Source organism: Blautia sp. AF19-13LB (assembly GCF_003479105.1).
Lineage (GTDB): Bacteria > Bacillota > Clostridia > Lachnospirales > Lachnospiraceae > Fusicatenibacter > Fusicatenibacter saccharivorans.
The window spans coordinates 57,752-81,827 of the sequence record NZ_QUGO01000004.1; the positions used below are offsets into that span (position 1 = coordinate 57,752).

The following is a 24,076-nucleotide window of genomic DNA, read 5'->3' on the forward strand; positions in this document are numbered from 1 at the left end:
CATTTTAAACGAATCAAGTAAGTGGCGAAGCGGATTGCGAATATCCGCTTTGACAGGCAGAATAAGGAGCAGGTACAGATGAAAAAATGGATCCGCGCAGTATTGGCAGGCACAATCATTCTGGCATTGATTCTGTTTGGAATTTTTGCAGCTCAAAATACACAGAAGAGTACAAAGCCGGAACAGAATCCGGAAGAACAGAATACAAGTGTATCGGAAAACAGCACATCGGATGAGAGCACAGCAGAAAACAGTACGGATGATCCTGACATCATTGTAAAAGACAATGTAAAGGTGATTACCAATGAGATGAAATCAGAAGATCAGCCAACGGAAGTTTCTGACAACAGTCTCACCTTTGAAAAAGATCCTGGTTACCAGACCGGAGATGTTCTTGTTGCGGGAGAAATCAGTGCAGCGCCTTCTGGATTTATTCGAAAAGTAGTGCAGATAGAAAAAACGAATCAGGGTTACCGGGTAGAAACAGAGCCGGCGACCCTGCTGGATGTATTCGAAAAGGCACATATTATCAAACAGTTCCGGCTGACGGAGGATGGTGCAAGTGAAACAGGAAATAACAGCGCTTATATTATTAAAAGACTGTCCGAAGATGAATCGGAAGAAGAGACAGAGGAAGAAAACAGTGATTACGATTACAGTGTCTCAATCAATGTTGAAGAAGAACCCGTTCAGTTTTCAGGAGAGGCAGGATGGGGATGCTGGCTGGAACTTCAGATTGATATCGAAGACGGTGAAGTCCAGTGTGGAATTGCAGTAAGGAGCAAAGCCGGTATTTCCCTGGAATGCGGCGCAAACAGCGAGAAAGAATTTGAAAAGGAAAAAACCGTTTACGAACGAAAACTGCCGAATATCGAGTTCAACGCCGGTATTGTACCGATTGTTATTACAAATCATATGGAATCCGTTGTCGGGGCAGCGGGAAGTCTGGAGGGCGGCATTCACAGCTCTTACGGTGCAACAGCCGACAGCACCCTGGGATTCCAGTATGACAGCAGAACAGGCAAAGTAGAAGAAGTCAAAGAAGGAAATCTGAATTCAGACGGACTTGAGTGGAGTACGGTTGAGGTGAACGGAAGGCTGGAAGCATACATTGACATCCGGCTGAGCGCAAAATTATATGACAGCGCTGGCCTGAATCTTTCTGGCGGAGCAGTTGGAAAAGCAGAAGGCCAGGCAAAGGTATCCGTGAAGGACGACCTGGGTGGATATGCGGGCTCACTGGAGCTTTCCATCAGCCCGAGAATCAAAGGAAAAGCAGTGGTTGATATCCCGGTCATTGATAAAAAAATGCAGGAAACAGATCTTTTTGACCGGACCTTTGATCCAATCTGGTCAAAACACTGGGAGTCAAGTGCAGACTGGCAGAAGGATATGGAATGGACGGAAACTGGAGAGCAGGGAGATATCTATGTTACACGGTATGGAGAAGTAAATCAGTGTGACAGCACGGCATTCCAGTTTGAAATCCCAAAAGGCTGGGAAATTCAGACGGAGGAAGTTGGCGGTTCCATGGATGCGGTCAGAGAAAACGTTGTTCTGACAAACGAGAGAGGTGTTACCGTTTCGTTTTGGTACTGCCAAGGCGCGCTTGGCGGCTATTCGCGTGATATGCTGAAGGCACAGGTTTCACAGGCAGACACTTCTAATTTCGTGCCTGGATATCCATGGGGAACCGATCGTGACTGTTCAGATCTTGGCGAATTTATGGTAGCACGAGTACATATCACAGGCGAGATGATGGCTGGCATTGATGATGATTATGTTCCTGTAGACAGCACGTTGTTCGCAGTGATACCGACATCCCGTCTTGGCGAGATTGAATTTGCAGGTCAGGCTGGGGACGTAGACGAATTTTCTTTTGACTATCCGACACCAGTTGCATTTATCGCAGAAGCACCAGACGGTACATTTACAGAAAAAGAAGAAGAACAGGTGATTCGCATTTTGAAGAGCTTTAAAGTGGCTGAATTAGATTAAGAGGTACCCCGGAGGGCAGGAAGAGATGAACTGTGTTCCGGGGTATTTCAACATCACGTAAGATAAGATGGAAGGAAAGTGTTATTTTAAAATCTTGTGAAATCAAAGAGTGAGGATTTTTTGGAAATTACATAAAAAGAAATAGTAAAGAAAAACGAGCTGCGATATAATGAATGTGATGAAAAAATGAGTAACGAAAAATCAATAAAAATATGGAAAAGAACATAGAAAACATGGATTTTTCGGGAAACAGAAAGAAAAAGGAGGAGTGTTTCGAGATGGAAACAAAGAACAAAAACAAAAAGACAGTCATCATGCTTGCTGTAATTGGTATTGCGATTGTCTGCATTTGTGTCATCGGAGTTTTTGCAAAGAAAGCGTATGACCGTCATCAGGAGGAGCTTCGCTTACAGGCAATTGAGACAAAAAACAGTGAGATTGATGGGGAATATCAGAGATTTGAAAAAGAAGAAGACAGAAATAAAAAACTGGAAGCATTGAAACAAGAGATGGAGAGTGCGGAAAAGTATAAAAAGACAGAAGGCGATTATGAGGAATGTTCTGCACACTATGAAAAAATTATTGCGCAGATGAAGAATTCCTTTGTCTCCGAATATGACGACACGATCAAAATAATTGCGGATAAAATTGGTGATGATGTTGAAAAAGTGGACGATAAGGAAGCACTCAAAAACGCTACCAGCGAATTTACGACATTCAAAGATACTTTGAAAAATGACTTCGAAAATTATAATACCGTTGAGCAGGACAGCTTTGACAAATATAACAGTACGATTGATGATTATGTAACAAAATACAATGACAGAGTAAATGCTATTGAAAAAGCCGAGGAAGAAGCTCGTAAGAAAGCTGAAGAAGAGGCTAAAAAGAAAGCTGAAGAGGAAGCAAAGAAGAAAGCAGAAGAAGAGGCTGCTGCCAAAGTTGCTCAGGAAGAAGCAGAAAGAAAAGCTGCTGAAGAAGCTGCTGAACAAAGTTCCGGATCATCTTCAAGTGGTTCTAGTTACTATGACGACAGTAATGATTATAGTTACAGTGGTGGAAGCTCAAGCTCTGATTATTCTGGTGGTTCTAGCTATGATTCTAGTTCTGGAAATGATTACAGTGGTGGGTCAAGTTCATCTGGTGGAAGTTATTATGGAAGTTCTGATAATATTAATCTTTGGCAAGAAGATAGTAACGGAAATAGAACTGAAGGTTCTTATAATCCTTCAACTGGGGATTCATGGGATTCAAATGGAAATTATGAAGGAAATGTAAATGATTGGCTTTGGGATTAATTATTCAAAAAGTAATAAATATAAATATTAATTGAATTATTTAAATAGGGAAAGTTTAATAATATATTTTTTATTATTCTTTCCCTATTTATTTTTATTTTGCTTTCCTATTCAGCTCTTTTTAGTGACAGGAGCCAGTATAAGATCATAAAAAATTGGATAGATTAGAAACCGATAAGAACCATTGCCAAAGCAAATAAAACCAGCTAAAATAGAGATCAGAACATAAGCACAGCTGCTGGTGTCAAAAGCCGCAAAAGTTGGAAAGGAAGGTTTCAAGATGAGAAATCCAAAACTCCCGACCGGGATTGACAACTTTAAAAAGATTCGCAATGGAAATTACTATTATGTAGATAAAACTTCCCTCATAGAACAGATTTTAAATAACGGAAGTGAGGTCACGCTTTTTACGCGCCCACGCCGTTTTGGAAAATCCCTGAATATGAGTATGATTCAGCATTTCTTTGAAATTGGAACGGATCCAGCACTTTTTGACGGCTTGAAGATTTCTAAGAATACAGAGATTTGTGAACAATATATGGGAAAATATCCCGTTATTTCCATCAGCTTAAAAGGAATTGATGCCGATTCCTATGAAAAAGCCCGTGCGCAGCTCATAAAAACAATCAATCGTGAGGCAAGAAGATTTCAATTTCTTCTGGAAAGCGACAAATTGAGCCGGGTTGATAAAGCACTTTTTTTAGAACTTCTGACAAGAAATATGGAAGAAGACACCATTACCAGCAGTCTTCAGGAACTGACAGAACTGTTGGAAGTTCACTATGAACAGCAAGTGGTTGTACTGATTGACGAATACGATGTTCCGATGGCAAAAGCCCATGAAAATGGATATTATGATGAAATGGTATTGCTGCTTCGAAATATGTTCGGAAATGTTTTAAAGACAAACAGTAGTCTTGCCTTTGCCGTTTTGACGGGCTGCCTGCGCATTGCAAAAGAAAGCATCTTTACCGGACTGAACAATTTCAAAGTATATTCGATTACAAATACAGAATTTGATGAAACCTTCGGTTTTACAGATGAAGAAGTAAAGACCATGCTGCATGACTATGAAATGGATAACCGATACGACGAGGTAAAAGAATGGTATGACGGATACCGATTCGGAAAAGCAGATGTGTACTGTCCGTGGGATGTTGTGAATTACTGCAATGATCATATTCATAATCCAGAGGCCGAGCCGGAAAATTACTGGATGAATACAAGCGGGAACAGTGTGATTCATCATTTTATCGACAGTATCAATGAACCGGATATGCTCACAAAAACAGAACTGGAATGGCTGATAAATGGAAAAACAGTGATCAAACAAATCGATGAAATGGTTACCTACAATGACCTGTATTCGACCATGGATCATCTGTGGAGTACACTTTTCATGACTGGATACCTGACACAGCGCGGAAGAGAAAGCGATGGCCGCTATTGCCTTGCAATTCCAAACCGGGAAATTCGAAATATCATAACAGAACGGATTCTTACACTGTTTCAGCAGGAAGTGAAAAAAGACGGAAAAATGGCAGAACAGTTTTGCTAGGCACTGCTTGGGGGAAAATCAGCAGAGGTGGAAAGCCTTTTGAATTTGTATTTGCAGAAGACGGTCAGCGTACGCGATACCTTTGTGCGGAAATCACTGAAAGAAAATTTCTATCATGGAATTCTGCTTGGAATCTTAAGCTATAAAAATGACTGGTGTGTATCTTCCAATCGAGAATCGGGAGAAGGATTCAGCGATATTGTAATTGAAACTGGAGATGCAGAAACAGGAATTGTGATAGAAGTGAAGTATACAGATGAGAAAAAAGATCTGGAAAGAGATTGCCGGAAGGCATTGGAGCAGATTCGGGATAAAAATTATACGCAGATATTGTGGCAGGAGGGCTATAAAAAAATGGTGCAGTATGGAATTGCATTTCATTTAAAACAGTGTTGTGTGATGGAAGAAGAGATGCAGCGTAAGTGGAATCGAGATGGGGCTCTGAATAGTTACAATTTGTTATAAAATTCAGGGCAGAGATATTGCCCTGAATTTTATATACAGACAAGTTTCTGTCAACATTTTCCGTTCGATATGAGATAAAATGGCAATATTCAAAAGAAAAAGCCTATCATGAGGAGAAAAAAATGGAAGAAAAGACAGCAAACATGGCAGAGAATATTCGCGTTACATTCACCGGATTCCACTACATAAAGGATGGCGATTATCCAAATGACTTCGAGGTATGCTTACTGATCCTGAAAGACAACAGCTTATCAGCAGGCTGCTGGGATACAGGATTGTATGCCACGGAAGGCGGCAAGCAGCCAGGTGCATTTCGACAGGCAAGGGGCTGCTTTATCGATGCGGACTATGTAAAAGCCTGAACGAAGTTGGAGGATAAGGTGTATAATTTTCAGCAGAACAGCATTGTGTGACTGGGATACGAGAGGAGAATTGCAATGGATAGAAGAAGTAATAATATCGCGATCTTTCAGGACTCCATGGATTTGATAAAAGCAAACCAGAAGCTCCAGCAGGCAGTTCAGTTTTCGATTCAGAACCAAAAGCTGTATGTTCCATCGCAGGCAATTGCACTTCCAGAACCTGGAGAATCATCTTGCAAAACGATTGTTTCATCTAAAAGAAGCTTCGAAGCCGCCTCTGCATACGCAAAAGCCGGAAAGCGAGTCTGCGTCCTGAATTTTGCATCTGCAACTAATCCCGGCGGCGGTGTAACACGGGGAAGTACGGCACAGGAAGAATGCCTTTGCCGATGCAGCACACTTTATCCATGCCTGGATACAAAAACGATGTGGCATCAGTTCTATCAACCGCATCGGAAAGCAGGCGATCCACTTTATAATGATGATCTGTTGTATACACCGGGAGTCGTCGTATTTAAGACCGACACCTCTGCGCCGGAACGAACGGAAGAAAAAGACTGGTATCAGGTAGACATCATTACCTGTGCAGCCCCGAATCTCCGAAAGAAACCAAGCAATGCCATGAACCCGTCTGCAGGAAATGCGCCGGTTAAGATTAGTGAGAAAGCACTGTACGAACTTCAGATGCAAAGACTGGAACGTGTTTTTCAGGCGGCAGCATCGAACGGAGCGGAAGTTCTGATTTTAGGCGCGTTTGGCTGTGGCGCTTTCTGCAACCCACCGAGAATTGTAGCACGGGCATTTCGGAGCGTACAGGAAAAATATGCATCATATTTCGAAACGATAGAATATGCGGTGTTCTGCGGCAGAAATGATACGTTGAATTATGATACATTCAATCAGGTGTTTGGAGGTAGAAAATAGAATCTATAGCAACCCCGAAAAGAATGCAAAAAATTCAGTACCACAGAGTGTGAATTACTGTGTCACAGATTTTCGTCGTACCCTGGTACGCTTTAAAATTTGTTCCTTGCGATTCGCATTTTGCAGCATTGTCTTTTTTCATTATTTTCGGGCTTTTCTATAAACTGGGCTCTGAAAGAACGTAAAAGCGAACCAAAAATATGACTTCATGAAAGGCAGACAAGATTAATTTTTTAAGAATAAAAAGCGTTATACAAATATCGCCTGTAATTAAGTAGAATAGGCTATGACAAACAGGAGAGGGGAAGAGGATAAATGAAGGTTCTGAACTTTGAAGACAGCGTTTACAAAGCAAATGCAATCCGCAAGGTATTGAACCAATGTGGCGTGGCTAAAATTGAACTGGTGTCAAATGTCGAGGATGGTCTGCAGATGCTGAAGAATGCAGAAGACACTGGGGATCCGTTCGATTTGATTATCACAGATATGCATTATCCCATGAAGCAGGGAGCTGTCAGTGATACGGAGGCGGGAGAAAAGCTGGTTCAGCTCCTGCAGGAGCAGGGCAAACAGACAAAGGTTATCGTATGCTCATCCAGAAATATGAAGCTTCCCGGAGTGTATGGTTGTATCTGGTATTCGGAAATCAGTGATTGGGAAGAAGAGCTGTGCGATCTGGTAAGAGAAATGGAGAAGAATCGATGATTTACGCGATGAGCGATATTCATGGACAGTATGAGCAGTTTCTGACGCTGTTGGAGCAGTTTGGTATTCGGAAAGAAGATACTCTTTATATCTTAGGCGATGTAGTCGATCGTGGACCAGAGCCAATGAAAATCCTGAAATACATGATGGCACATTCCAATATCATTCCGATCATAGGAAATCATGAAGTTATGGCGCTGCCAAATCTCAAACTTCTGGTGCCGGAAGTTTCGAGAAATTTTCTGGATAAACTGCCGCCGAAGGTGTATCAGGATTTTGCCGACTGGACGCAGAACGGCAGTACCAGTACAATCCAGGATTTTCGTAAACTGCCGCAGGAAGAACGGCACCAGGTAGTACAATATATGAAATCGTTCCGCCCATACGGAAAAGAAATTGTTAATGGGCAGGAATATTGGCTGGTGCATGCCGGACTGGATCATTTTTCGGAAACAAAACGTCTGGAAGAATATTCGGTAGAGGATCTGGTATGGACGCGGATTGATTACGAGATTCCGTATTTCGATGATATCATTGTAGTCAGCGGACATACACCGACACAGAATATCCTTGGGAACAACCGCCCAGGGTATATTTTTAAAGCAAACCATCACATTGCGATCGACTGTGGAGCAGGGAAAAGCAATGGAAGACTGGCGGCAATCTGCCTGGATACAGGGAAAGAATATTATGCGAGGTAAATGCTGCAAAGAGCAAAAGAATGCGAACTGGAACAGCTGATCCATGATGTTTTTTGTTATGATGTGACGGGAAAAATTCTTGGGGTAGAAGATGGAAAGCAAGAATATAAATCATACTTTTCAAGTGCATGATCGCGGATAGAGTGAATTATCAGATAAAAGATGAATAAACGAGAAAAAAACAAATTTATATTAAAATAATGAAAAAAAGAATGGCAAAAGAAAGCGGTCTGCGTTATTATAAAAAATAATTAAAGTGTGTAATGAAAAATTAATGAAATGAGTCTGGGAGAAAACAGAAAAGTAATGGAAAATGACATTTATATCGTCAAAAAGAAAATCAGTACAGAAAATTTTTTGTTGAAATTGAATCAACAGGCACATCAGCTTGAAGTTTATAAAAAAGCAGATGAGCATGCTCTGCGGAAGAATTACAGCATCCGAAAGGATTTTGTCCCGTGTGAATATACGATTTATGAAAAAATCAAGGAAATGCCATGTCTGTTCGGCCGCGAAGATTCACCAACTCCTTATGGTGTGTTTGATATTGTAAAAAAATCAAAGGTAAAAGAAGAATATATCAGCGGTTATCATAAAAAATATGAGCGGATAAAATTTTTTGGCTATCTGGTGATTTTCGAAGACTACTTTATTCACAGTGATCTTTACATGGACAGTGTGACATCCGAAACATTTGAGCAGGCAGAGCCAATCAGCAACGGAGATACTGGCACGGCAGGCTGCATTCGGATCAGCCAGAAAAATGTAGAGTGGCTGCTGGAAAACATAGAAGTAGGAACTACGGTAATTCTTTGATGAAGTGGGGGAGCGATGGAAAAATACTGGGAAGACGTTAAAAATACGGAAGAAATAGATCGAGGTCTGTATATCATACTTCCTCTTCGATATCAAGGGGATTTTCAGCAGACACCGTTTAGTGCGAAAAAAATGAATACAAACCAGAAATCCGATGAAGAAAAGGATCGCTCCGGATTTGATTCCGATGATTTTCTGGAAATTCTATCCATAAAATGCCGTTCTGGCGAATTTGTCAAAAGGTGTATGCTGGAGGAGAAGGCTGCAACGATGCAGAAAAAATGGAAAGAAGCAGTAAAGATCTCCTTTCCGTATGATCTGACGCAATTGCAGGTATTTTCTTTCAACAATGGAATTGCCTTTTTAACCGTGTATCTGGCATATAAAAATAAAGACGTCCAGGAAATTTATCAGTTAATCAATCCGGGATACATAGATGATAAAAAACAAGAAATTCAGGACAGCCTGTTAGCAATTTTAGAACAGGAAGTATTTGAATCATGGCATAAGGAATATGGTGTTCAGTTAAAATGGTTCGGACAAAGCGAAAAAACAAAAAGCTACATGATGAAAGAAGCTTACCGACTGAATGTGGCGGCACTTCCGAAACGTTTTGAAGAACAGAAGATTGCGGAGAAAATTGCCTATAATGAACATCGGCTGATTGATGTAACGAAGGAGTTTTCCGATTTGTCGGAGAAAGATGTTGAGTATACGTCCGGAGCAAGGGATGTAAATGATGGTTATTATGGATGGGCATGTGCAATTACCTCACAGGAGATTGCCTATGCGTATGGTCCCAAACCGGGGAAAACAGTTCCACTTACAGCAGAAGCATTGTCAGAACGAGCAGAAGACGATTTGGCACTAACGATGATTGTAATGTATCAAAAATATACTTGTATGCTGTTGAATGAAAAAATTCATGAGAGATTTCAGGGGATTTCAGCTCAGAGTATTCGAGAGCTGAAAAAAGAAGCATTGGAATTCATCGCATACGGAACACTGACACCATCCCAGGTGTCAAAATGGAATAATGTCTGTGAGACATATCGAGCGCTGCAGAAAGAAAATGGCGTGAATGAAGCACTGGATGAGATCAAAGAAAAAATCGAACTGTTAAACGAAGAACAGGATCACATCGACAGCAAGCGGGAATCACGAGTGAGTATGATTATCGCGGTATTTGGATTCGTTTCGATTGTCGCGGCGGCGTTGCAGATATTAGATTACCTGAGTTCAGGGAGAGGGGTGATGATTGGGGGATTTGGTGGGATAGTAATGATGATTTTGACAGTAAGTTTGTGCTTTATAAGAAAGAAAGGTAGAAAAAAGAATGTACGTAATAAATGATGATGGATCTAATTATAAAATAGGCATTGGAGATGGATATGTAGCAGGAAAGTTATATTTGTTTAATCAGAAGTATGAAATATTAATTTATCCACCTACGGAAAAAGACAAAAAAATTTTTGAGTCATTTATATATGACAAAACAACCCAAAATGTTCATTTATTGCCATTAGATCCAATGCTTTTGAAAAGTTGTTCGGAATCAATAGCAGATAAAAGAGAAAAAATTTTCAATGTACTATCAACAACGAGAGCAGAGTACATAAGGAAAAATAAAAAGGGAGGGATTGATGGAGGAGGAGCTGCTACAATGTATTCAAAAACTAATATAAATATGAGTCTAAAATTATTTCAATTTATACCATTACAATATGAAAATATTAAATATGATTTGATGTTTGTCAGATTTTTTAAATGTAATATGAAAGTAAGTTGTGTATTGAATTCTTTTCAAATAAAAATTTATGAAAAGGCAGAACCACGCTCATTAAAGTATTATCCAGCGAGTGGAGAAGACTCAATGTTATATGACGAAAATAGTGTTTATTATAATTTTCCGGTGAATTTTAATGAATCTGCAGAAGTAATTGTGGAAAAATTATGTTATTTCATTAAAGAATGTGCGAATAAAATAAATGAATGTAAATGAGTTAGTTAAACAAGTCTCTTCAATCCTCAACCCACAAACTGATAACTTCTACCGCGACATCCGCACCTACGGTCATTTCTTCCACAACACAAACGAGATAATGTGGTGGGGCGATGTAGGAATGAAATTCCTGACACGCGCCCCGTTTGATGTCCGTTGGTTGCGTAAGGAAAGATTAGATGATCCATATGGTGGATTTCTGTATGAAGCCACGGTAGAAGATAAAGTCCTTATCATGTTCAAACATAAATATAACCAGGAAAAATATGATCAATCCGGAGCGGATTTTTCATCCTGTTCCTACGAGTTTTTCTATTCCAATCATCCGTTTTTGCGGACAGGTTTATGGAGTGGAACCATGCGTCTGCGCTATGCGTATGTTGTCGATTTGAAAAACAAAAGTTTCAAACTGGCATCCCAATGGAAACCCAAGGTACCGTCTTACGACACGAAAGAGAAGTACGAACGCACAGAGCTGAATGAAATTTATAACACGCTGCAAAAGGAACTGGATGGAATTGCGGATCAGGTACAGGCAGAATATCTTGAGATGCAGCGAAAAGCAGCCAGGGCAGCGTATGTGAGGGCATGTTTTGATCCGGTTAACGGACGTGAGGATAAAGAAGCATTAGGAGAATATGACCGCGCCGAACAGGAATTTGTGAAATCTTTGTATACTTTGGCAGAAGCTGTCATGAAAAGAAAGGAATGCACCGTGATTTACGATTTTCTGTCGGAATCAGGCACGCTGACCAATAGCAGAATTTCTATGCTGGCATTTCTTGCTGCGATTGAAAAAACAAGAATCTGGTAATGGACAGAAACTCCCGAAAGAAGGACAATAGAAAAAAGAAAAGCAATTTGATGATGTTATGCATGCTGCCCGGAGAATGGGCAGCATGATTTTTTAAAATTTATAAGGCGTTACACAAACAACGCTTGCGAATGCTAGAATGGCCTCAACAAAGAAAAAAAGACCGAAAATGAAATAGGATCAAGGAAAAATCCAGCAACTGGATACTCAGATTAAGTGGAGGAATACAAACAATGGGCTTAAAGAACGATATAAAATTTAAAATTTTACAGGAGCTAATGCAAGAGACAAATATAGAAAGACCAATATCCATTTGGAAACTGCGCGATGCTGTTTATGGGGAAATTTCCGTAGAGGGAGACAAAGAGAAGAAAAAGAACAAACGCGATAACCAGATCAGAACTGTAAAAAAGGATGTCTTTGAACTGGAAGCGGAAGGCATCGTTACGATCACCGAGATGGATGAGGATGGAAAGATAGATAATAAAAAGAATATTATCTATTACAATCATCCATTGAGTCAGAAAAAACTGCCATTTCTGATTGAACATACTTTTACCATGACAGCAACGATGGAGGAAAAACAGGAAATTATTCGAGATCTGATCACCTGTGCCGGAGTAGGAAATATTAAGAAATATCATTGCTATCTGGAAAGGTTTTCCCCGGAATATTTATTAGATGATGTGGGAAAAGCGAAGGTTTCAAAAGAACGGAAATATCCGAAAATACCGCAGATGGAAGGCGAAGAGGTCGTCCGCCGAGCAGAACCGTGCCACTATACAAATCTGCATGAGAATATGAGCAGAATCTTTGAAGCACTGAGCAATCAGACAGGACAGTTTTTTCGAAAAATCTCATTTAAACTCATACAGTATACGAAATCAGGGGAGCGTGCTTATGTCGATGGTGGAAAGGTCTATGTCATTTCACCTTATTTCATCAGCAGTTCAAATGGGAAGCTGTGGCTGGTCGGAAACCATGAGCCATATCAGGGTCTGTCCAATTATCCGATTGAACGCATGGACGAGATTCAGGTGCTCGAGCCGGGTGAGGGAAGATACCGTCCGATGTCTGAACTGGAAGACGAGAACAGGAAGCTGGATAAGTATCGTTATGTAGCGGAACACCAGGGCGGCAGCTATGGCAGTGTGGAACCCATTATTTTACGGGTGCGGAAAACGCCAAATGCTTATACGATCATGTATCATACGTTTGATGATGAGTTTTATTTCCTAAAGGGTGGAACAGAGGAATATGATCGGGTGCTGGTATATCGAACCGCGTATTTTATGGCAAACTGGGCGATGATGAATTCAAGGGATGTCATCGTGGAGACGCCGTCTGTACAGGAACTGATCCGAAATAAAATGAAAGAACTGGAAGGGCTTTATCAGACCAATGAATAAACCAGAAGTTCAATGAAAAATTCTGGAAAGTGTGTAAAAATAGGGAAATATAAAAATTTTTGCAGGGTGCGTAAGGAGGCGTTTGTTACGATGACAGAACAAGGTAAGGTTCATTATCTACTGGTGCGTGGCTATGAGGAATTTCATGATGAGGATGAGTGGCTTGGAATTTATTCCACTTGGGAAAATGCAATTGCTGCATATGAGAGAGAACATGCTGCGCTGGAAAGAGAAAAGGCGAGAGATCTGGAAACCTTTGGCGAACGGGCTATGCAGCTTGCCATGCGTGAAGAAATCCAGATTCACAGCTTTGAGGAAACGACGGGAAGATGGCGATACCATCTCCAGTCAAAAGAAAATCTGCAGAAATGAAAAATGGAATTGTAGTATGAATTATTTTTTTATTCCGCAAGAAGCGTTACACAAACAACGCCTATTGCGGATAGAATAGGCACATAACAAAAAGCTGTTTCAGATCCAAGGTCAGGGAGGAAAGATACATGTGTAAAAGACATAAACGTTTTGTGATATTTCTGGATGTTGACGGAGTGCTGAATACCACAACCACAGTCCAGAAAACCCCGGATGGATATACGGGGATTGATGATGCACGAGTGGAAGTCCTGGCAAAGACAATCGAAAAAATTGGAGGAGCAGATCTTGTTTTATCTTCCGACTGGAAAGAGATGAAACCGACAGATGATGATTATGTGTATCTCATTTCTAAACTTGCTTTGTGCGGGCTGTCGATCGATGGGCAGACACAGGATCAGATGTACAAAAGGGGAGAAGGGATTTTGAAATACCTGAAAGCACATCCGGAGATTGAAGAGTATGTAGTTCTGGATGACTGCAGATTTGACTTTCAAAAGGATCGAAAACTCTGGGAACATCTGCTGCTCACCAATGGAATCGAAAACGCACAATTTGCATCGGAAACCCCGGCGGTGGAGGCAATCGTGTTTAGGGATTATCTGAAGCTGTTTTGAAACAGGAGCACTCAAATGAGAAAGAGAATCAGCAGAATGATAGGAAATATATTGTAAAGTGACAAAAAAGTTTTTCTGCGCCAGATACTGAAGGAGGAGCAAAATGAAAAATCAAATTACAAAAGAAACCGTCTATCGTATCCCAGCTGATGTGAAGAGAGAAAGTGCTGTGACCCTGCAGGAAAAGCATCTGCTTCAGAAATTCACCAATATTCTCCGCGAGGATGGGAAAAATTACTGGTTCAACGCGGAGCGATTTCTGCGGACAGCGGAAGAATACAACTTTACAGTTTCAAGCATGATGAGAGACATCGAATTATCTGAGTATGTGGAGGAAGAAGAGATTCCAAGCCTTAAGACGCTTCGCAGATTACTCAATTATTGTGAATATCCAGATGAGAAGCTTGTGGTCGGGATTCAGGCGATTAAACGGATTGGAAAAGCGCTGTACGGGAATCAAAATGCGTTCCTTGAAATTATCGATGAAGAGAGTCTTAGCTGCATGGCAGAGCAGTATCTGAAGATTCGGGAACAGTGAAAGTAAAATCCTGTGAAACAGAAAAGTGGCCAAAAGAGTGTCCACATGCAGGAACGGTTCCATGATAAGATAAGGCATACCCGGAAAGTAAACCACAAGTTCAATGCAAATGCCGGAGAGAAGTGGAATAATAGGAGTACATCAGAACACCGGCGGATGCATCAGAGTACCGAACAGATCAGGAGGAACAACTCGATATGACGTTGAACGAACTTTTCGCAATTCAGGAAGCAGACGTAACAAAAGAATTCCTGTTGAAAGCCGGCTGGAGTGAGATCGCAGAAGAACTGGCGGAGATATTCCGGCGGAGCAGGCTGGTTCCTGACAGAGTGGAATCACATAAGGAATACAAAAGTTAAAAGAGAAATATGAGTGAGGTAGCTCAGCCATGGTAGAGCAGAGAAACCAAGCCGATCATGGGTGTGGTCGGTACAGCAAAAGATCTATTGTCGCTGGTTCGATTCCAGCCCTCACTCCTGAAACATGAAAACTCACAGTCAACGTACAAAAGAATGGAGACGAGATCACAAATGAACACAGGATCTGCAATCGAAACTGAAAGATTATTCCTTCTCCCAAGCCGGACGGACAGAGACTCCGAGGCATTTTTACAAATGCTGCGGGATGATGGCGACTTCTACATATTCTGCGGAGTCAGCCCATCCGAAAAACATGTGATGGGGTTTGCCAACTACTTTGAGAGAACCGATCATGAGCTTTGCACCTATTCCATTTTTCCCAAACAGCAGAAAGACAAGTTTATCGGCTACGTAGGCGTACATAGAGAAATGGAAGACGAATACGAAATTGAATTTTATATCGCCAGAGAATACCGAAGAAACGGCTACTGTGAAGAAGCCAGCCGAGAGCTGATTAATCAGCTCTTTGGTGATGGGGTTTCTGCAAACGGAAAGAATCTTTTCATCGATAAGCTGTATGTGACAACCCAGACAGAAAATGAACCAACGATCAGCCTGCTGCGGAAGCTGGGGTTCAGAGAAGTAGAGGGCGGCCCGGTCATGGTTGTGCTGGGTAACATTTTCGAAAAAGAAGATAATTTTTTCGCACACGAAGTAGTAAAACTGGTACTGAACAAGGAGAATTTTTTGTATGGCAATTAAATTTGAAGAACTGAGAAAATATGTTGCACGCAACGTCCGCTTATCTATCTGTTTTGAGGATGGTTATTACCACGATTATCTGATGATGTCGGACATTCCGGAACAGAAATATGCCGGCTTTTACATCTATGGAGTCGGAATGGTGGATGTGGAATTTTCCAGAGATGTCTATACGGCTTTGCCGGAACCGGAAGGAGAATGTTGGTGCAGTAAAGATGATACAATGAATCCGGCGATGGAACTTATGATTTCGGAAGAACCGCGGGATATCAAACGGAGTGTGGAACAGAAGCTTTTGTTCCGGGATCTAAAACCGTATCTGCAGATCGGCAGACATTTTTCTATTGTAAATCGAAATGACTGGTCATCTGAATACTATGAATATCGGAGGGAGATACCGGAGAAATACGATGATATGTATGTGTACGGCATCGGAATGGAAGAGTGTCCACATGTTGAGAAAACGTGGATGGATGTTCAGTATGAAACGGTTCACAGAAAGCAGATGGTGATTGTGCTTTCCAATCAGCCGAGAGAAGATCTGAGAACAGAATAAAAGAGAACTTTTTATGCAACGGAAAAAGGAAAGGAAGAGAGCCAGAGATATGGATAGAGATCACACGTTTGATTTACCAGATTTAACAGAAGACTTCTGGAAAACCGTTGTGTTTGCACAGGAGGATCCCCCTTCTGGAATGGGCGGCCCGGGATGTGTATGTCTGCTCAGTAAAGAGGGAAAAGAGTATATTTTCGGATTTGAAGAGACACCATTTTACAAAAGTACCGAGCTTTTCCCGATCTTTGAGACGACCGATGAAAGAATTGGTTATCGTCATAAATATAAAGCAGAAGAGCATGGCTGGAAATATCTGGAGAAAGAAGAAGCACTGATTCGGGAAGACATTCTGGATGAGTACAGCAAAGCGGCTGCGGAGGCGAAACGGGAAAAGGAAAATTTCTGGCATTTTTATGCCATCGATCTGGCCGGCCGGGCGATTGGCGTGGAGCATCTGGAACGATATGATTACATCGGAAGCGTTCTGTACAGGGAAAGAATGGATCGGGAAATGGCGGAATGCCGGAAAAAACGCGAGAAGGAGAAACTGACGGAGAATGAATTTAACTGGAAACCGATGCATGTGAACAATATTCCGGACAATTCTGAGATGGGCGTTTACGCACTGCTGATGAGAAGGAATGACGGAAAAATCAAGGGTGTAAAATACTCGATTCTGTATCAGTACGAGGAGCACAGCCCGATGCTGATATACAGTGATGCAAAGGTGGAAGCCTATATTCTTTTCTACGCGGATTACGATGATATCATCGGTCCGTGGGATTATCATTCTGTCAGCAGACAGGAATGTGCAGAGCTTTACGGAAAAGAAAATCATTTTCCGCCGGAATTGGCATATTATGACTGGATTACGTTTTCAGATGGTGATATTCATAACTTCGGCAGATTTCTCCGCACATTCCAAAGTCTGGAAGAAGCTAAAGCATATGCGATGTATTATGCGAATGTGAACAGCGGCGGAATCAACAAGAAAACAATTCTGAAACAGGAGGAGGAATCCAGAATCGAAGATCATGTGAACCGTATTGCACATTACGAAGCATATCAGATGTATCGAAAATATTATAAAAAAATTCTGGATGCCATCAGCGAAGAAAACTGTTTCCCGGATTCCTGCAGCGGAGGCGGTGTGTATCTGCGGGATGCAATTTTAAAGAAAGTACCGGAAATCACAGAAGAACAGCTCAGGATAATCTGGAGAGAACTTCCATTTGTGATTGAGAAGAGAACGCAGGACTGGATTGAACGGGAAAAGCAGTTCAGTGAAAATTATATCCGAAAGGCCAAAAAGCGGAAACCCGGGAAAACGAAAAGAACCGCAGATCAGATCGGGAAATAAAGGAGAGGTGCAATATGGGTATTTTAGAATTTCTGGAATGTTTTGATCCACTGACGGAAATCTGCGTTGAAGATGCCACGGAAGTCGTGTTTGAAGGAAGGGCAGAAGATTTTCCTGAAGAAAAGGATAAGGCCTATATCATCGTTCCGTCTCGCACAAACAACAGAGATGGCGTGATTAGGCTGTTTGTTTCAAAACAGGAATATTTGGAGAAAAAGTGCGGGCAAAATAAAATATATGTACTGGATGCACTTTTGGCTATTCTGTATTCTGTTATGAGAAAAAATTCTGAAGCAAAACAGGTATTTCTTACCATGGTGGAAAAAGCGGAGGACTATAATGAAATACTGCAGAAGTGGGAAAAAGCTCCTGAGAAAGAAAAAGAGCCGCTTGAACGGGAAAAACAGGGGAGATGGAAAGCTTTTCTGGAGGAAAAAGAGCATCTTCTTCGGGAAATGAAACAAATAGAACCACTTTGGGATATTTCGGGTCAGTGGATCGGATACAGCCAGGAAGAGCTGGAGTATTTTGCAGAGTATCTGGTAAGAAGAAAGAACATGCTTCTGGAAAGAAAACACATGCTGGAAGCACAAAGCTGGGCACAATGCCATGAAGATGAACTTTGCCAGATCATGAAAGCGGACTACCCAAATGAGGGGATTGCAGCGTTGGCACTGGAAAAGCAGTATGGACTGGATGAACAGCAGGCCAGAATGATTTTCGATTTGAGATTTCGATTCATGTTTGGAACAGCCAGAGATCTGGTAGAACGAGACAATATGGTAATTGGACGTATGCTTGAAATTTTTCTGAAAGATGAGGGAGGGGCAGAAGGATGATTTTCCTGGCGGGATCTGCGGCGAGCGGAAAAACGAAAAAAGCGGTTGCATATGGCTGGAAAGAGCGAAAAACCAGCGAGGATGGAGTTCTCCTTTTTTCACTGCAGCATGAAAAGAAGGAGATGTGGAAGATTCTGCAGAGCATGTACGGGCAGGAGGAGCTTTCCAAGATAGAAATTGATGATACACCAGCGATGATGGTGGAGAGAATGGCAGAAATCATAGCGCAGAAAGCAGAGAATGGAGCAATTTCTGTTTTTGTGATTGATGAAGTGCCGATGATGACAAGCAGAAAAAATTTTGCCGACAGAAAAGAAGAGCTGCGGTATATGATTGGCTTGCTGGGAAACTGCGAGAAAAAAGAACATGTTGTGATTGTAGCTGTTATTCCAGTGTCGAAATACTGTACAGAAATGCAGAAGAAAAAAGAAGTAAGTACCTGTTATGGAGAAATAGAAAAACCAGAAAATTGTCTGGTTTTCGTATAGACAAGAACCTGTCCACATATGGGATACGGCAGGTGGTAAGATAGCAGGTAGAAAGAGACAACAGAAGGATTACCAGTAAAAGCTCCAAGGGAGGTAGCAGCGAATGATTCTTTACAAATACACAGCAGACTGTTCAAAACTGAATCTGGAACAGAAGGATTCAACGAAGGAAGGATATGAGCGTCTCTATTCCAGACGGAGTGATGCTGCGGAATGGAACAGCAAGTTTTACACTGCCTACCGTACAGAAAAGAAGTTTTTCATTATGATCAGTGATATTCTGAATGGTCAGATGGCGATTGTGGCTGCACTTGAGATGGAAGTGGTTCCCCGGGCATGTGTGGATTGTATTCAGAAGATACTGCCGGAAATTGAGTTGCTTGCGTGTGAGGAGATCACAAATGATGCGTTTTGCAAAGAACTGGTTCGGGCAGAACGGAATAACTGGACGGAGTGTTACAGCGGGTCGCTGAAGGAAAAATTAAAACTTGCGATAGAACCAGAACATCACAGTTTTTTTGAACCTGTTGCGTATCAGGTAAGTGAACGGATTTATACCGCTCAAAATATGACCAGACAAAAGCAGGCGGAGCAGATGCAGGAAATTATGGCATCGGAAAGCTTCTATGACGAAATGGAGCGGATTTACGCCCCGGAAAATGAAAAACGTTTTGTTGGGCATCCGGTTCATTATCTGATCACAGCCGGTGACAAAGCGGCTGCGGATGATATGATAGATCTTCTGATTCCGGCACTGCTGGAGAATCAACGATTGCTGAGCGGCAGAGTTTACGATGTGCAGAAGATGACATACAAGGCAGAGCGGGAAGATAATTTTGACAATATTTTCTCCAGTGCTAGAGGCGGAACAGTGATTCTGAATCTGGAAGGTGAAAAGAGTACAGGAATGTATGCCACCGGCAATTATGATCTGGCGAAAACACTTGGGAAGAAACTGAATGAGTATGGAAATTCTACATTGTTTATCTTTGTGGACATTTCCGGAAGCCGCAGCGTATCGGATGAGACGATAGCGGAAATTCTTTCCAACGCGGATCTGATTCAGATTCAGGAAGGCCAGGGAGATCTGGAACGGGCGACGGGCTATTTGAAACGTCTGGCGGATAAGACAGAGTATCACGACTACACGATAGAAGAGCTGACGCGGTATCTTCCGAAAGAAAAGAAATTGTATTCTGTATCGGATATCTTTTCTGCCTACAACAGATGGTACGGAAGCGGATTAAAAACGCATATTTACAAGGCCTACAAACAAAAAGACCTCGTCAAAATTCAACTGAAAAAGAAGACAGACAAGCCGTATGTGGAACTGCAGAAAATGGTAGGACTGTCGGATGTAAAGAAAGTGACCGATGAGATCCTGGCGGCGGCCAAGATGCAGAAAATGCGGAAACAGATGGGTCTTCCGGGGGTTCAGTCATCTATGCATATGCTGTTTTCCGGAAATCCAGGGACAGCAAAGACAACCGTGGCGCGTCTGCTATCCCAGGTCTTGAAGGAAGAGGAAGTGCTGAAATATGGCCACATTGTAGAGTGCGGCAGGCAGGATCTGGTCGGAAAGTACGTCGGCTGGACAGCACAGATTGTTGAGAGTAAATTTCAGGCGGCGCGTGGCGGCATTCTGTTTATCGATGAGGCGTATTCTCTTGTAGAAGACAACCGCACGTATGGCGCCGAGGCAATCAATACCATTGTGCAGGAGATGGAGAATTACCGGGATGAGGTCATTGTCATTTTTGCAGGATATCCGGAGAAGATGAAGGAGTTTCTGGAGCAGAATGAAGGTCTTGCAAGCCGCATTGCCTTTCACCTGAATTTCCCGGATTACTCACCGGTAGAACTGACGCAGATTCTGGATCTGATGCTGGAAAAATCGGAATACCGGATGGACGAAAGAACAAGGGAAAAATGCTTTTCCATCTGCGCCGATGCCTGTCGGGAAGAAAATTACGGCAATGGACGGTTTGTCAGAAACCTGCTGGACCACGCTATCATGCGCCAGGCAGACCGCCTGATTCGGGAACATCAGAATGGTACGCTGGGAAAAGAGGAGGCATGTCTTCTGACAGCGGACGATTTCGAGATGATCGGACTGAAAAAGAAACCACAGAGCCGGCAGATCGGGTTCTGCGCCGGGCGAACAGCATAAAAATTAAACCAGCGGTTAAGTGCAGAAAACGAAAACATGTGATACAGTATATACATGAAGATTGCGGGAGTGCAAAGCACGTAGCAATCTGGTATCAAAGGGGTCAAAAAACCTTTTGACCCCAACATCTATACATAACAAAACACGGATATTCACAAAAAGACCAGAAAGGGGGAATGAGCACATGAAGTTAAGCGAGCTGTTGAATGTGTTGAAAACAGCAGAAACTGCGGAAGAGATGGATGCGGGGCGAGAAGAAATCGCAGCACTGATTCCGGCCGTACAAACCATGTTCGGCTATGATCAGAAGAACAGTGCACATCAGTATGACTTATGGATGCATTCCCTCCATGTGGTCTGCAATCTTCCGCGGAGGATGGAAAATGATATGGTCTATCTGGCGGCGCTGCTGCACGATATCGGAAAGCCTGAAGCACAGTGCAGGGGAAAACACGAGTGTGATCCGGACATGCATTACTACGGTCATCCCGAAAAAAGCATGGAAATCGTGCGCGATATCGTGATCCCGGAGCTGGACCGGCAGGGGTATGTGATTCCGTGTTTCGATGTACAGGAGCTCCTGTATTATGTGAAGTATCATGATGACCACGTCAGTGTGAAATTAAAGCACGTCAGACGCCATACGAAAATGGCCAGCTTTGCGATGTTTCAAAACCTGATGCTGCTACAGCTGGCAGATGCCAAAGCACATATCCAGATCCCTGTTATCGCCGAACGGGCAGAAATCTGCGGACGGCTTGCCGGGGAGGAAGGCAGACTTCTCTATCAGAAAATTCTGGATGGGGAGTAGGCTGATGAGCCGAAGCTGTAAAAAAACGCCCGTCAGCAAAGGCCGATGCAAAAATTCCCGTTGGGCAAAGCGCGCGGCAAATAAGAGGGTTCGACGGGCGAAAACACTGTGGGGAAAATCAAAAGCATTTCGAAAAATTTCTGAGACATGGGATATCTGCGACTGGAAATTTTACGGTGAGAGACCCTAAAATCCGAATCGGGAAGAAAAAAATCACTGGGGAAAATGCTATTACAGAAAATGATCTGGAAAAGATGCATGAAACCATGGATGAATTATGAATCAAGATCCCGAAAGGAAATCCTGAGCTGGGGACAGAAGACAGAAACACTAAAATAACAGAATAAGGCGGTAGTTTAACGGGCAAAACCTGTGCAGAAAAAAAGGTTTCATGTTTGTGGAACACACAGCAACTTTTTGAGGAGAATAGGGAGGCACAGAATGCAGGTTCAAGTCCTGCCCGCCTTACGCGAGTGAGGTAGCTTAAAAGAAAGAGCGCGAAAAAACGGTCATGTGCGTGACCGTAACGGCAAACTTTTTTCCAGTGGTAATGGCGAAGATGCCGGTTCAAATCCGGCCCTCACTCAGAAAAAAACAGAAGAGCAAACGAGAAAGAATGGAGTCCATAGATCCAGAAAAGGATGTCTGGAGAAAACAGTGGAACGAAGGAAAGGAGCGGCAGCGATGGATTTTGCAGAATGGATACGGGAGCAGGCGACAAAAACTTATACAGAAAATGGAGCAACAGCACGGAACACAACCGGCGATGCGCGGCTGGATCTGTTTGCGACAATTGGATCCCTGCGCAGAGCGGATCCGGAAAGAATTGAGCTTCTGTTTGCGGAAGCATATCAGGCAGACCCGCTGTTCGCATTGAAAATCCTGTTTTATGCGCGTGATATCCGGGAAGGTCTCGGCGAGAGACGTGTCTTTCGGATTCTACTACAGTATCTTGCCGAGTACCATCCGCAGGCAGTTATTGCCAACCTTGATCTGATTGGTGTTTTCGGCCGTTTTGACGACTGGTACTGCCTGATCGGAACTGGCGTTGAGGACGAGATGTGGAGTGCCATGAAGCAGCAGCTGGAAGCAGATCTGAAAAACTTTCAGGAGGGAAAAAGCGTTTCCCTGCTTGCTAAATGGATCAAAACGGCAGACTCTAAAAATACGGAGACGAGAAAACTCGGCATTCTGACGGCGCAGAAACTCGGCTATCCTGTTTACAACTTCAAAAGAATCGTCCGTTCTCTGCGGAAATATATCGGTGTGCTGGAAGTGAAAATGTCAGAAAGAAAGTGGGAGGAGATCGTTTACCCGGAGGTCTCCGGAAGAGCCATGATGATTTACAGGAACGCATTTCGAAAACATGATGAAAAGCGTTTTAACCAGTATCTGGCGAAGGCACTGGATGGAAAAGAAAAGATTCATGCGGAGACGCTGTACCCGTATGATCTCGTGGAAAAAGTTCTGTATGGACGTCAATGGAATCAGGTATTGGAGGCGCAGTGGAGGCAGCTGCCGGATTATGTGGCGCAGGAAACGAATGCAATTGTCATTGCAGATGTTTCCGGTTCCATGAGTGGAAGACCCTTGGCGACATCCATTGGTCTTGCTATTTACTTTGCAGAGCGGAACCGGGGCGCTTACCACAATCTTTTCATGACGTTCAGCCAGAAGCCGGAATTTGTTTCTCTGAGAGGGGAAACCCTGTTGCAGAAAATCAAATACGTCGAGCGTACGGAATGGGGGATGAATACTAATCTTCAGGCTGCATTTGAGCGGGTTCTGGAAACAGCGATGGATCACGATGTACCGCCGGAAGAAATGCCGAAAGCGCTGATCGTTGTATCTGACATGGAGATCGACAGATGCGGAGACCGCAATTGGATGTTTTATGATCATATGAAAGAAAAGTACGAGTATTGCGGCTACCAATTGCCGAATATTATTTTCTGGAATGTAGACAGCCGAAACGATATTTTCCATGCCGACAGTCGGAGAAAAGGTGTCCAGCTATACAGCGGCCAGTCGGTTACGACATTCCAGAATCTCCTGAACAATATTGACAGCACACCGGTCAAATCGATGGAAAAAGTGATTGAGAGCGAGCGGTACGCATGCGTCAGAACTGGAAATGCGGCATGAAAATGTT

Annotated in this window: 25 protein-coding genes and 2 tRNA genes; all 27 read left to right on the plus strand. The window is 42.6% G+C overall.

Translation table 11 applies throughout. The features are described from left to right. Positions 1–78: 78 nt before the first annotated feature. The 27 genes from DWX32_RS05345 to DWX32_RS05455 all read left to right on the plus strand — a co-directional run bounded on the left by DWX32_RS05345 (position 79) and on the right by DWX32_RS05455 (position 24,069). Positions 79–1,998, plus strand: a complete 1,920-nt coding sequence (locus DWX32_RS05345; protein ID WP_118659371.1) for a hypothetical protein — start codon at positions 79–81, stop codon at positions 1,996–1,998. 278 nt (positions 1,999–2,276) lie between these two features. Beyond that, the gene (locus DWX32_RS05350) at positions 2,277–3,296 is read left to right on the plus strand and encodes a hypothetical protein (RefSeq protein ID WP_147398472.1); all 1,020 of its coding nucleotides are present in this window, start codon (positions 2,277–2,279) and stop codon (positions 3,294–3,296) included. Between the two features lie 280 nt (positions 3,297–3,576). Beyond that, positions 3,577–4,854 (plus strand): AAA family ATPase, encoded by a 1,278-nt coding sequence (locus DWX32_RS05355; RefSeq protein ID WP_330421816.1) that lies wholly within the window; start codon positions 3,577–3,579, stop codon positions 4,852–4,854. Between the two features lie 39 nt (positions 4,855–4,893). After that, complete coding sequence (locus tag DWX32_RS20570; RefSeq protein WP_330421817.1) at positions 4,894–5,319, plus strand: PD-(D/E)XK nuclease domain-containing protein; 426 nt, start codon at positions 4,894–4,896, stop codon at positions 5,317–5,319. 122 nt (positions 5,320–5,441) lie between these two features. After that, on the plus strand, positions 5,442–5,681 hold the full coding sequence (locus tag DWX32_RS05360) for a hypothetical protein (protein WP_117814644.1): 240 nt from the start codon (positions 5,442–5,444) through the stop codon (positions 5,679–5,681). 75 nt (positions 5,682–5,756) lie between these two features. Continuing rightward, on the plus strand, positions 5,757–6,605 hold the full coding sequence (locus tag DWX32_RS05365) for a TIGR02452 family protein (RefSeq protein ID WP_118659373.1): 849 nt from the start codon (positions 5,757–5,759) through the stop codon (positions 6,603–6,605). A gap of 315 nt (positions 6,606–6,920) precedes the next feature. Next, a complete protein-coding gene (locus DWX32_RS05370; RefSeq protein WP_118659374.1) occupies positions 6,921–7,310 on the plus strand; it encodes a response regulator in 390 nt (129 codons plus the stop codon). Continuing rightward, a complete protein-coding gene (locus tag DWX32_RS05375) occupies positions 7,307–8,011 on the plus strand; it encodes a metallophosphoesterase (protein ID WP_118659375.1) in 705 nt (234 codons plus the stop codon). Before DWX32_RS05370 ends, DWX32_RS05375 begins: the two co-directional genes overlap by 4 nt. Before the next feature lie 306 nt (positions 8,012–8,317). After that, complete coding sequence (locus DWX32_RS05380; protein WP_158579556.1) at positions 8,318–8,827, plus strand: L,D-transpeptidase; 510 nt, start codon at positions 8,318–8,320, stop codon at positions 8,825–8,827. 15 nt (positions 8,828–8,842) lie between these two features. Beyond that, positions 8,843–10,180, plus strand: coding sequence for a hypothetical protein (locus DWX32_RS05385; RefSeq protein WP_118659377.1), 1,338 nt, complete (start codon positions 8,843–8,845; stop codon positions 10,178–10,180). Then, on the plus strand, positions 10,164–10,829 hold the full coding sequence (locus tag DWX32_RS05390) for a hypothetical protein (RefSeq protein WP_117509811.1): 666 nt from the start codon (positions 10,164–10,166) through the stop codon (positions 10,827–10,829). The genes DWX32_RS05385 and DWX32_RS05390 overlap by 17 nt, the downstream gene beginning before the upstream one ends. Before the next feature lie 121 nt (positions 10,830–10,950). Then, on the plus strand, positions 10,951–11,643 hold the full coding sequence (locus DWX32_RS05395) for a hypothetical protein (protein WP_118659378.1): 693 nt from the start codon (positions 10,951–10,953) through the stop codon (positions 11,641–11,643). A 278-nt stretch (positions 11,644–11,921) separates the two neighbouring features. After that, positions 11,922–13,052: a WYL domain-containing protein gene (locus DWX32_RS05400; RefSeq protein WP_158579557.1), complete on the plus strand. Its 1,131-nt coding sequence runs from the start codon at positions 11,922–11,924 to the stop codon at positions 13,050–13,052. A 90-nt stretch (positions 13,053–13,142) separates the two neighbouring features. Next, complete coding sequence (locus DWX32_RS05405; protein ID WP_117509814.1) at positions 13,143–13,424, plus strand: hypothetical protein; 282 nt, start codon at positions 13,143–13,145, stop codon at positions 13,422–13,424. 128 nt (positions 13,425–13,552) lie between these two features. Continuing rightward, a complete protein-coding gene (locus tag DWX32_RS05410) occupies positions 13,553–14,041 on the plus strand; it encodes an HAD domain-containing protein (protein WP_117509815.1) in 489 nt (162 codons plus the stop codon). A 103-nt stretch (positions 14,042–14,144) separates the two neighbouring features. Continuing rightward, on the plus strand, positions 14,145–14,579 hold the full coding sequence (locus DWX32_RS05415; protein ID WP_117814087.1) for a hypothetical protein: 435 nt from the start codon (positions 14,145–14,147) through the stop codon (positions 14,577–14,579). Positions 14,580–14,776: 197 nt separating this feature from the next. Further along, positions 14,777–14,938, plus strand: a complete 162-nt coding sequence (locus DWX32_RS19520) for a hypothetical protein (RefSeq protein ID WP_158579558.1) — start codon at positions 14,777–14,779, stop codon at positions 14,936–14,938. Between the two features lie 12 nt (positions 14,939–14,950). Next, a tRNA-OTHER gene (locus DWX32_RS19525) sits at positions 14,951–15,055 on the plus strand. A 54-nt stretch (positions 15,056–15,109) separates the two neighbouring features. Further along, entirely contained in the window at positions 15,110–15,700 is a 591-nt protein-coding gene (locus DWX32_RS05420; RefSeq protein WP_158579559.1) for a GNAT family N-acetyltransferase, read from the plus strand. Next, positions 15,690–16,256, plus strand: a complete 567-nt coding sequence (locus DWX32_RS05425) for a hypothetical protein (protein ID WP_118659381.1) — start codon at positions 15,690–15,692, stop codon at positions 16,254–16,256. The genes DWX32_RS05420 and DWX32_RS05425 overlap by 11 nt, the downstream gene beginning before the upstream one ends. Before the next feature lie 49 nt (positions 16,257–16,305). Further along, a complete protein-coding gene (locus tag DWX32_RS05430) occupies positions 16,306–17,616 on the plus strand; it encodes a hypothetical protein (RefSeq protein WP_118659382.1) in 1,311 nt (436 codons plus the stop codon). Between the two features lie 14 nt (positions 17,617–17,630). Beyond that, on the plus strand, positions 17,631–18,455 hold the full coding sequence (locus DWX32_RS05435) for a hypothetical protein (RefSeq protein WP_118659383.1): 825 nt from the start codon (positions 17,631–17,633) through the stop codon (positions 18,453–18,455). After that, the gene (locus DWX32_RS05440; RefSeq protein WP_055228060.1) at positions 18,452–18,943 is read left to right on the plus strand and encodes a DnaB-like helicase C-terminal domain-containing protein; all 492 of its coding nucleotides are present in this window, start codon (positions 18,452–18,454) and stop codon (positions 18,941–18,943) included. The genes DWX32_RS05435 and DWX32_RS05440 overlap by 4 nt, the downstream gene beginning before the upstream one ends. Positions 18,944–19,046: 103 nt before the next feature. Further along, positions 19,047–21,113 (plus strand): AAA family ATPase, encoded by a 2,067-nt coding sequence (locus DWX32_RS05445; protein WP_118659384.1) that lies wholly within the window; start codon positions 19,047–19,049, stop codon positions 21,111–21,113. 184 nt (positions 21,114–21,297) lie between these two features. Beyond that, positions 21,298–21,924, plus strand: a complete 627-nt coding sequence (locus DWX32_RS05450; protein WP_118659385.1) for an HD domain-containing protein — start codon at positions 21,298–21,300, stop codon at positions 21,922–21,924. A gap of 345 nt (positions 21,925–22,269) precedes the next feature. Then, positions 22,270–22,392: transfer RNA gene (locus DWX32_RS19530), tRNA-Phe, on the plus strand. 189 nt (positions 22,393–22,581) lie between these two features. Continuing rightward, the gene (locus tag DWX32_RS05455; protein ID WP_242998490.1) at positions 22,582–24,069 is read left to right on the plus strand and encodes a DUF2828 family protein; all 1,488 of its coding nucleotides are present in this window, start codon (positions 22,582–22,584) and stop codon (positions 24,067–24,069) included. Positions 24,070–24,076 lie beyond the last annotated feature (7 nt).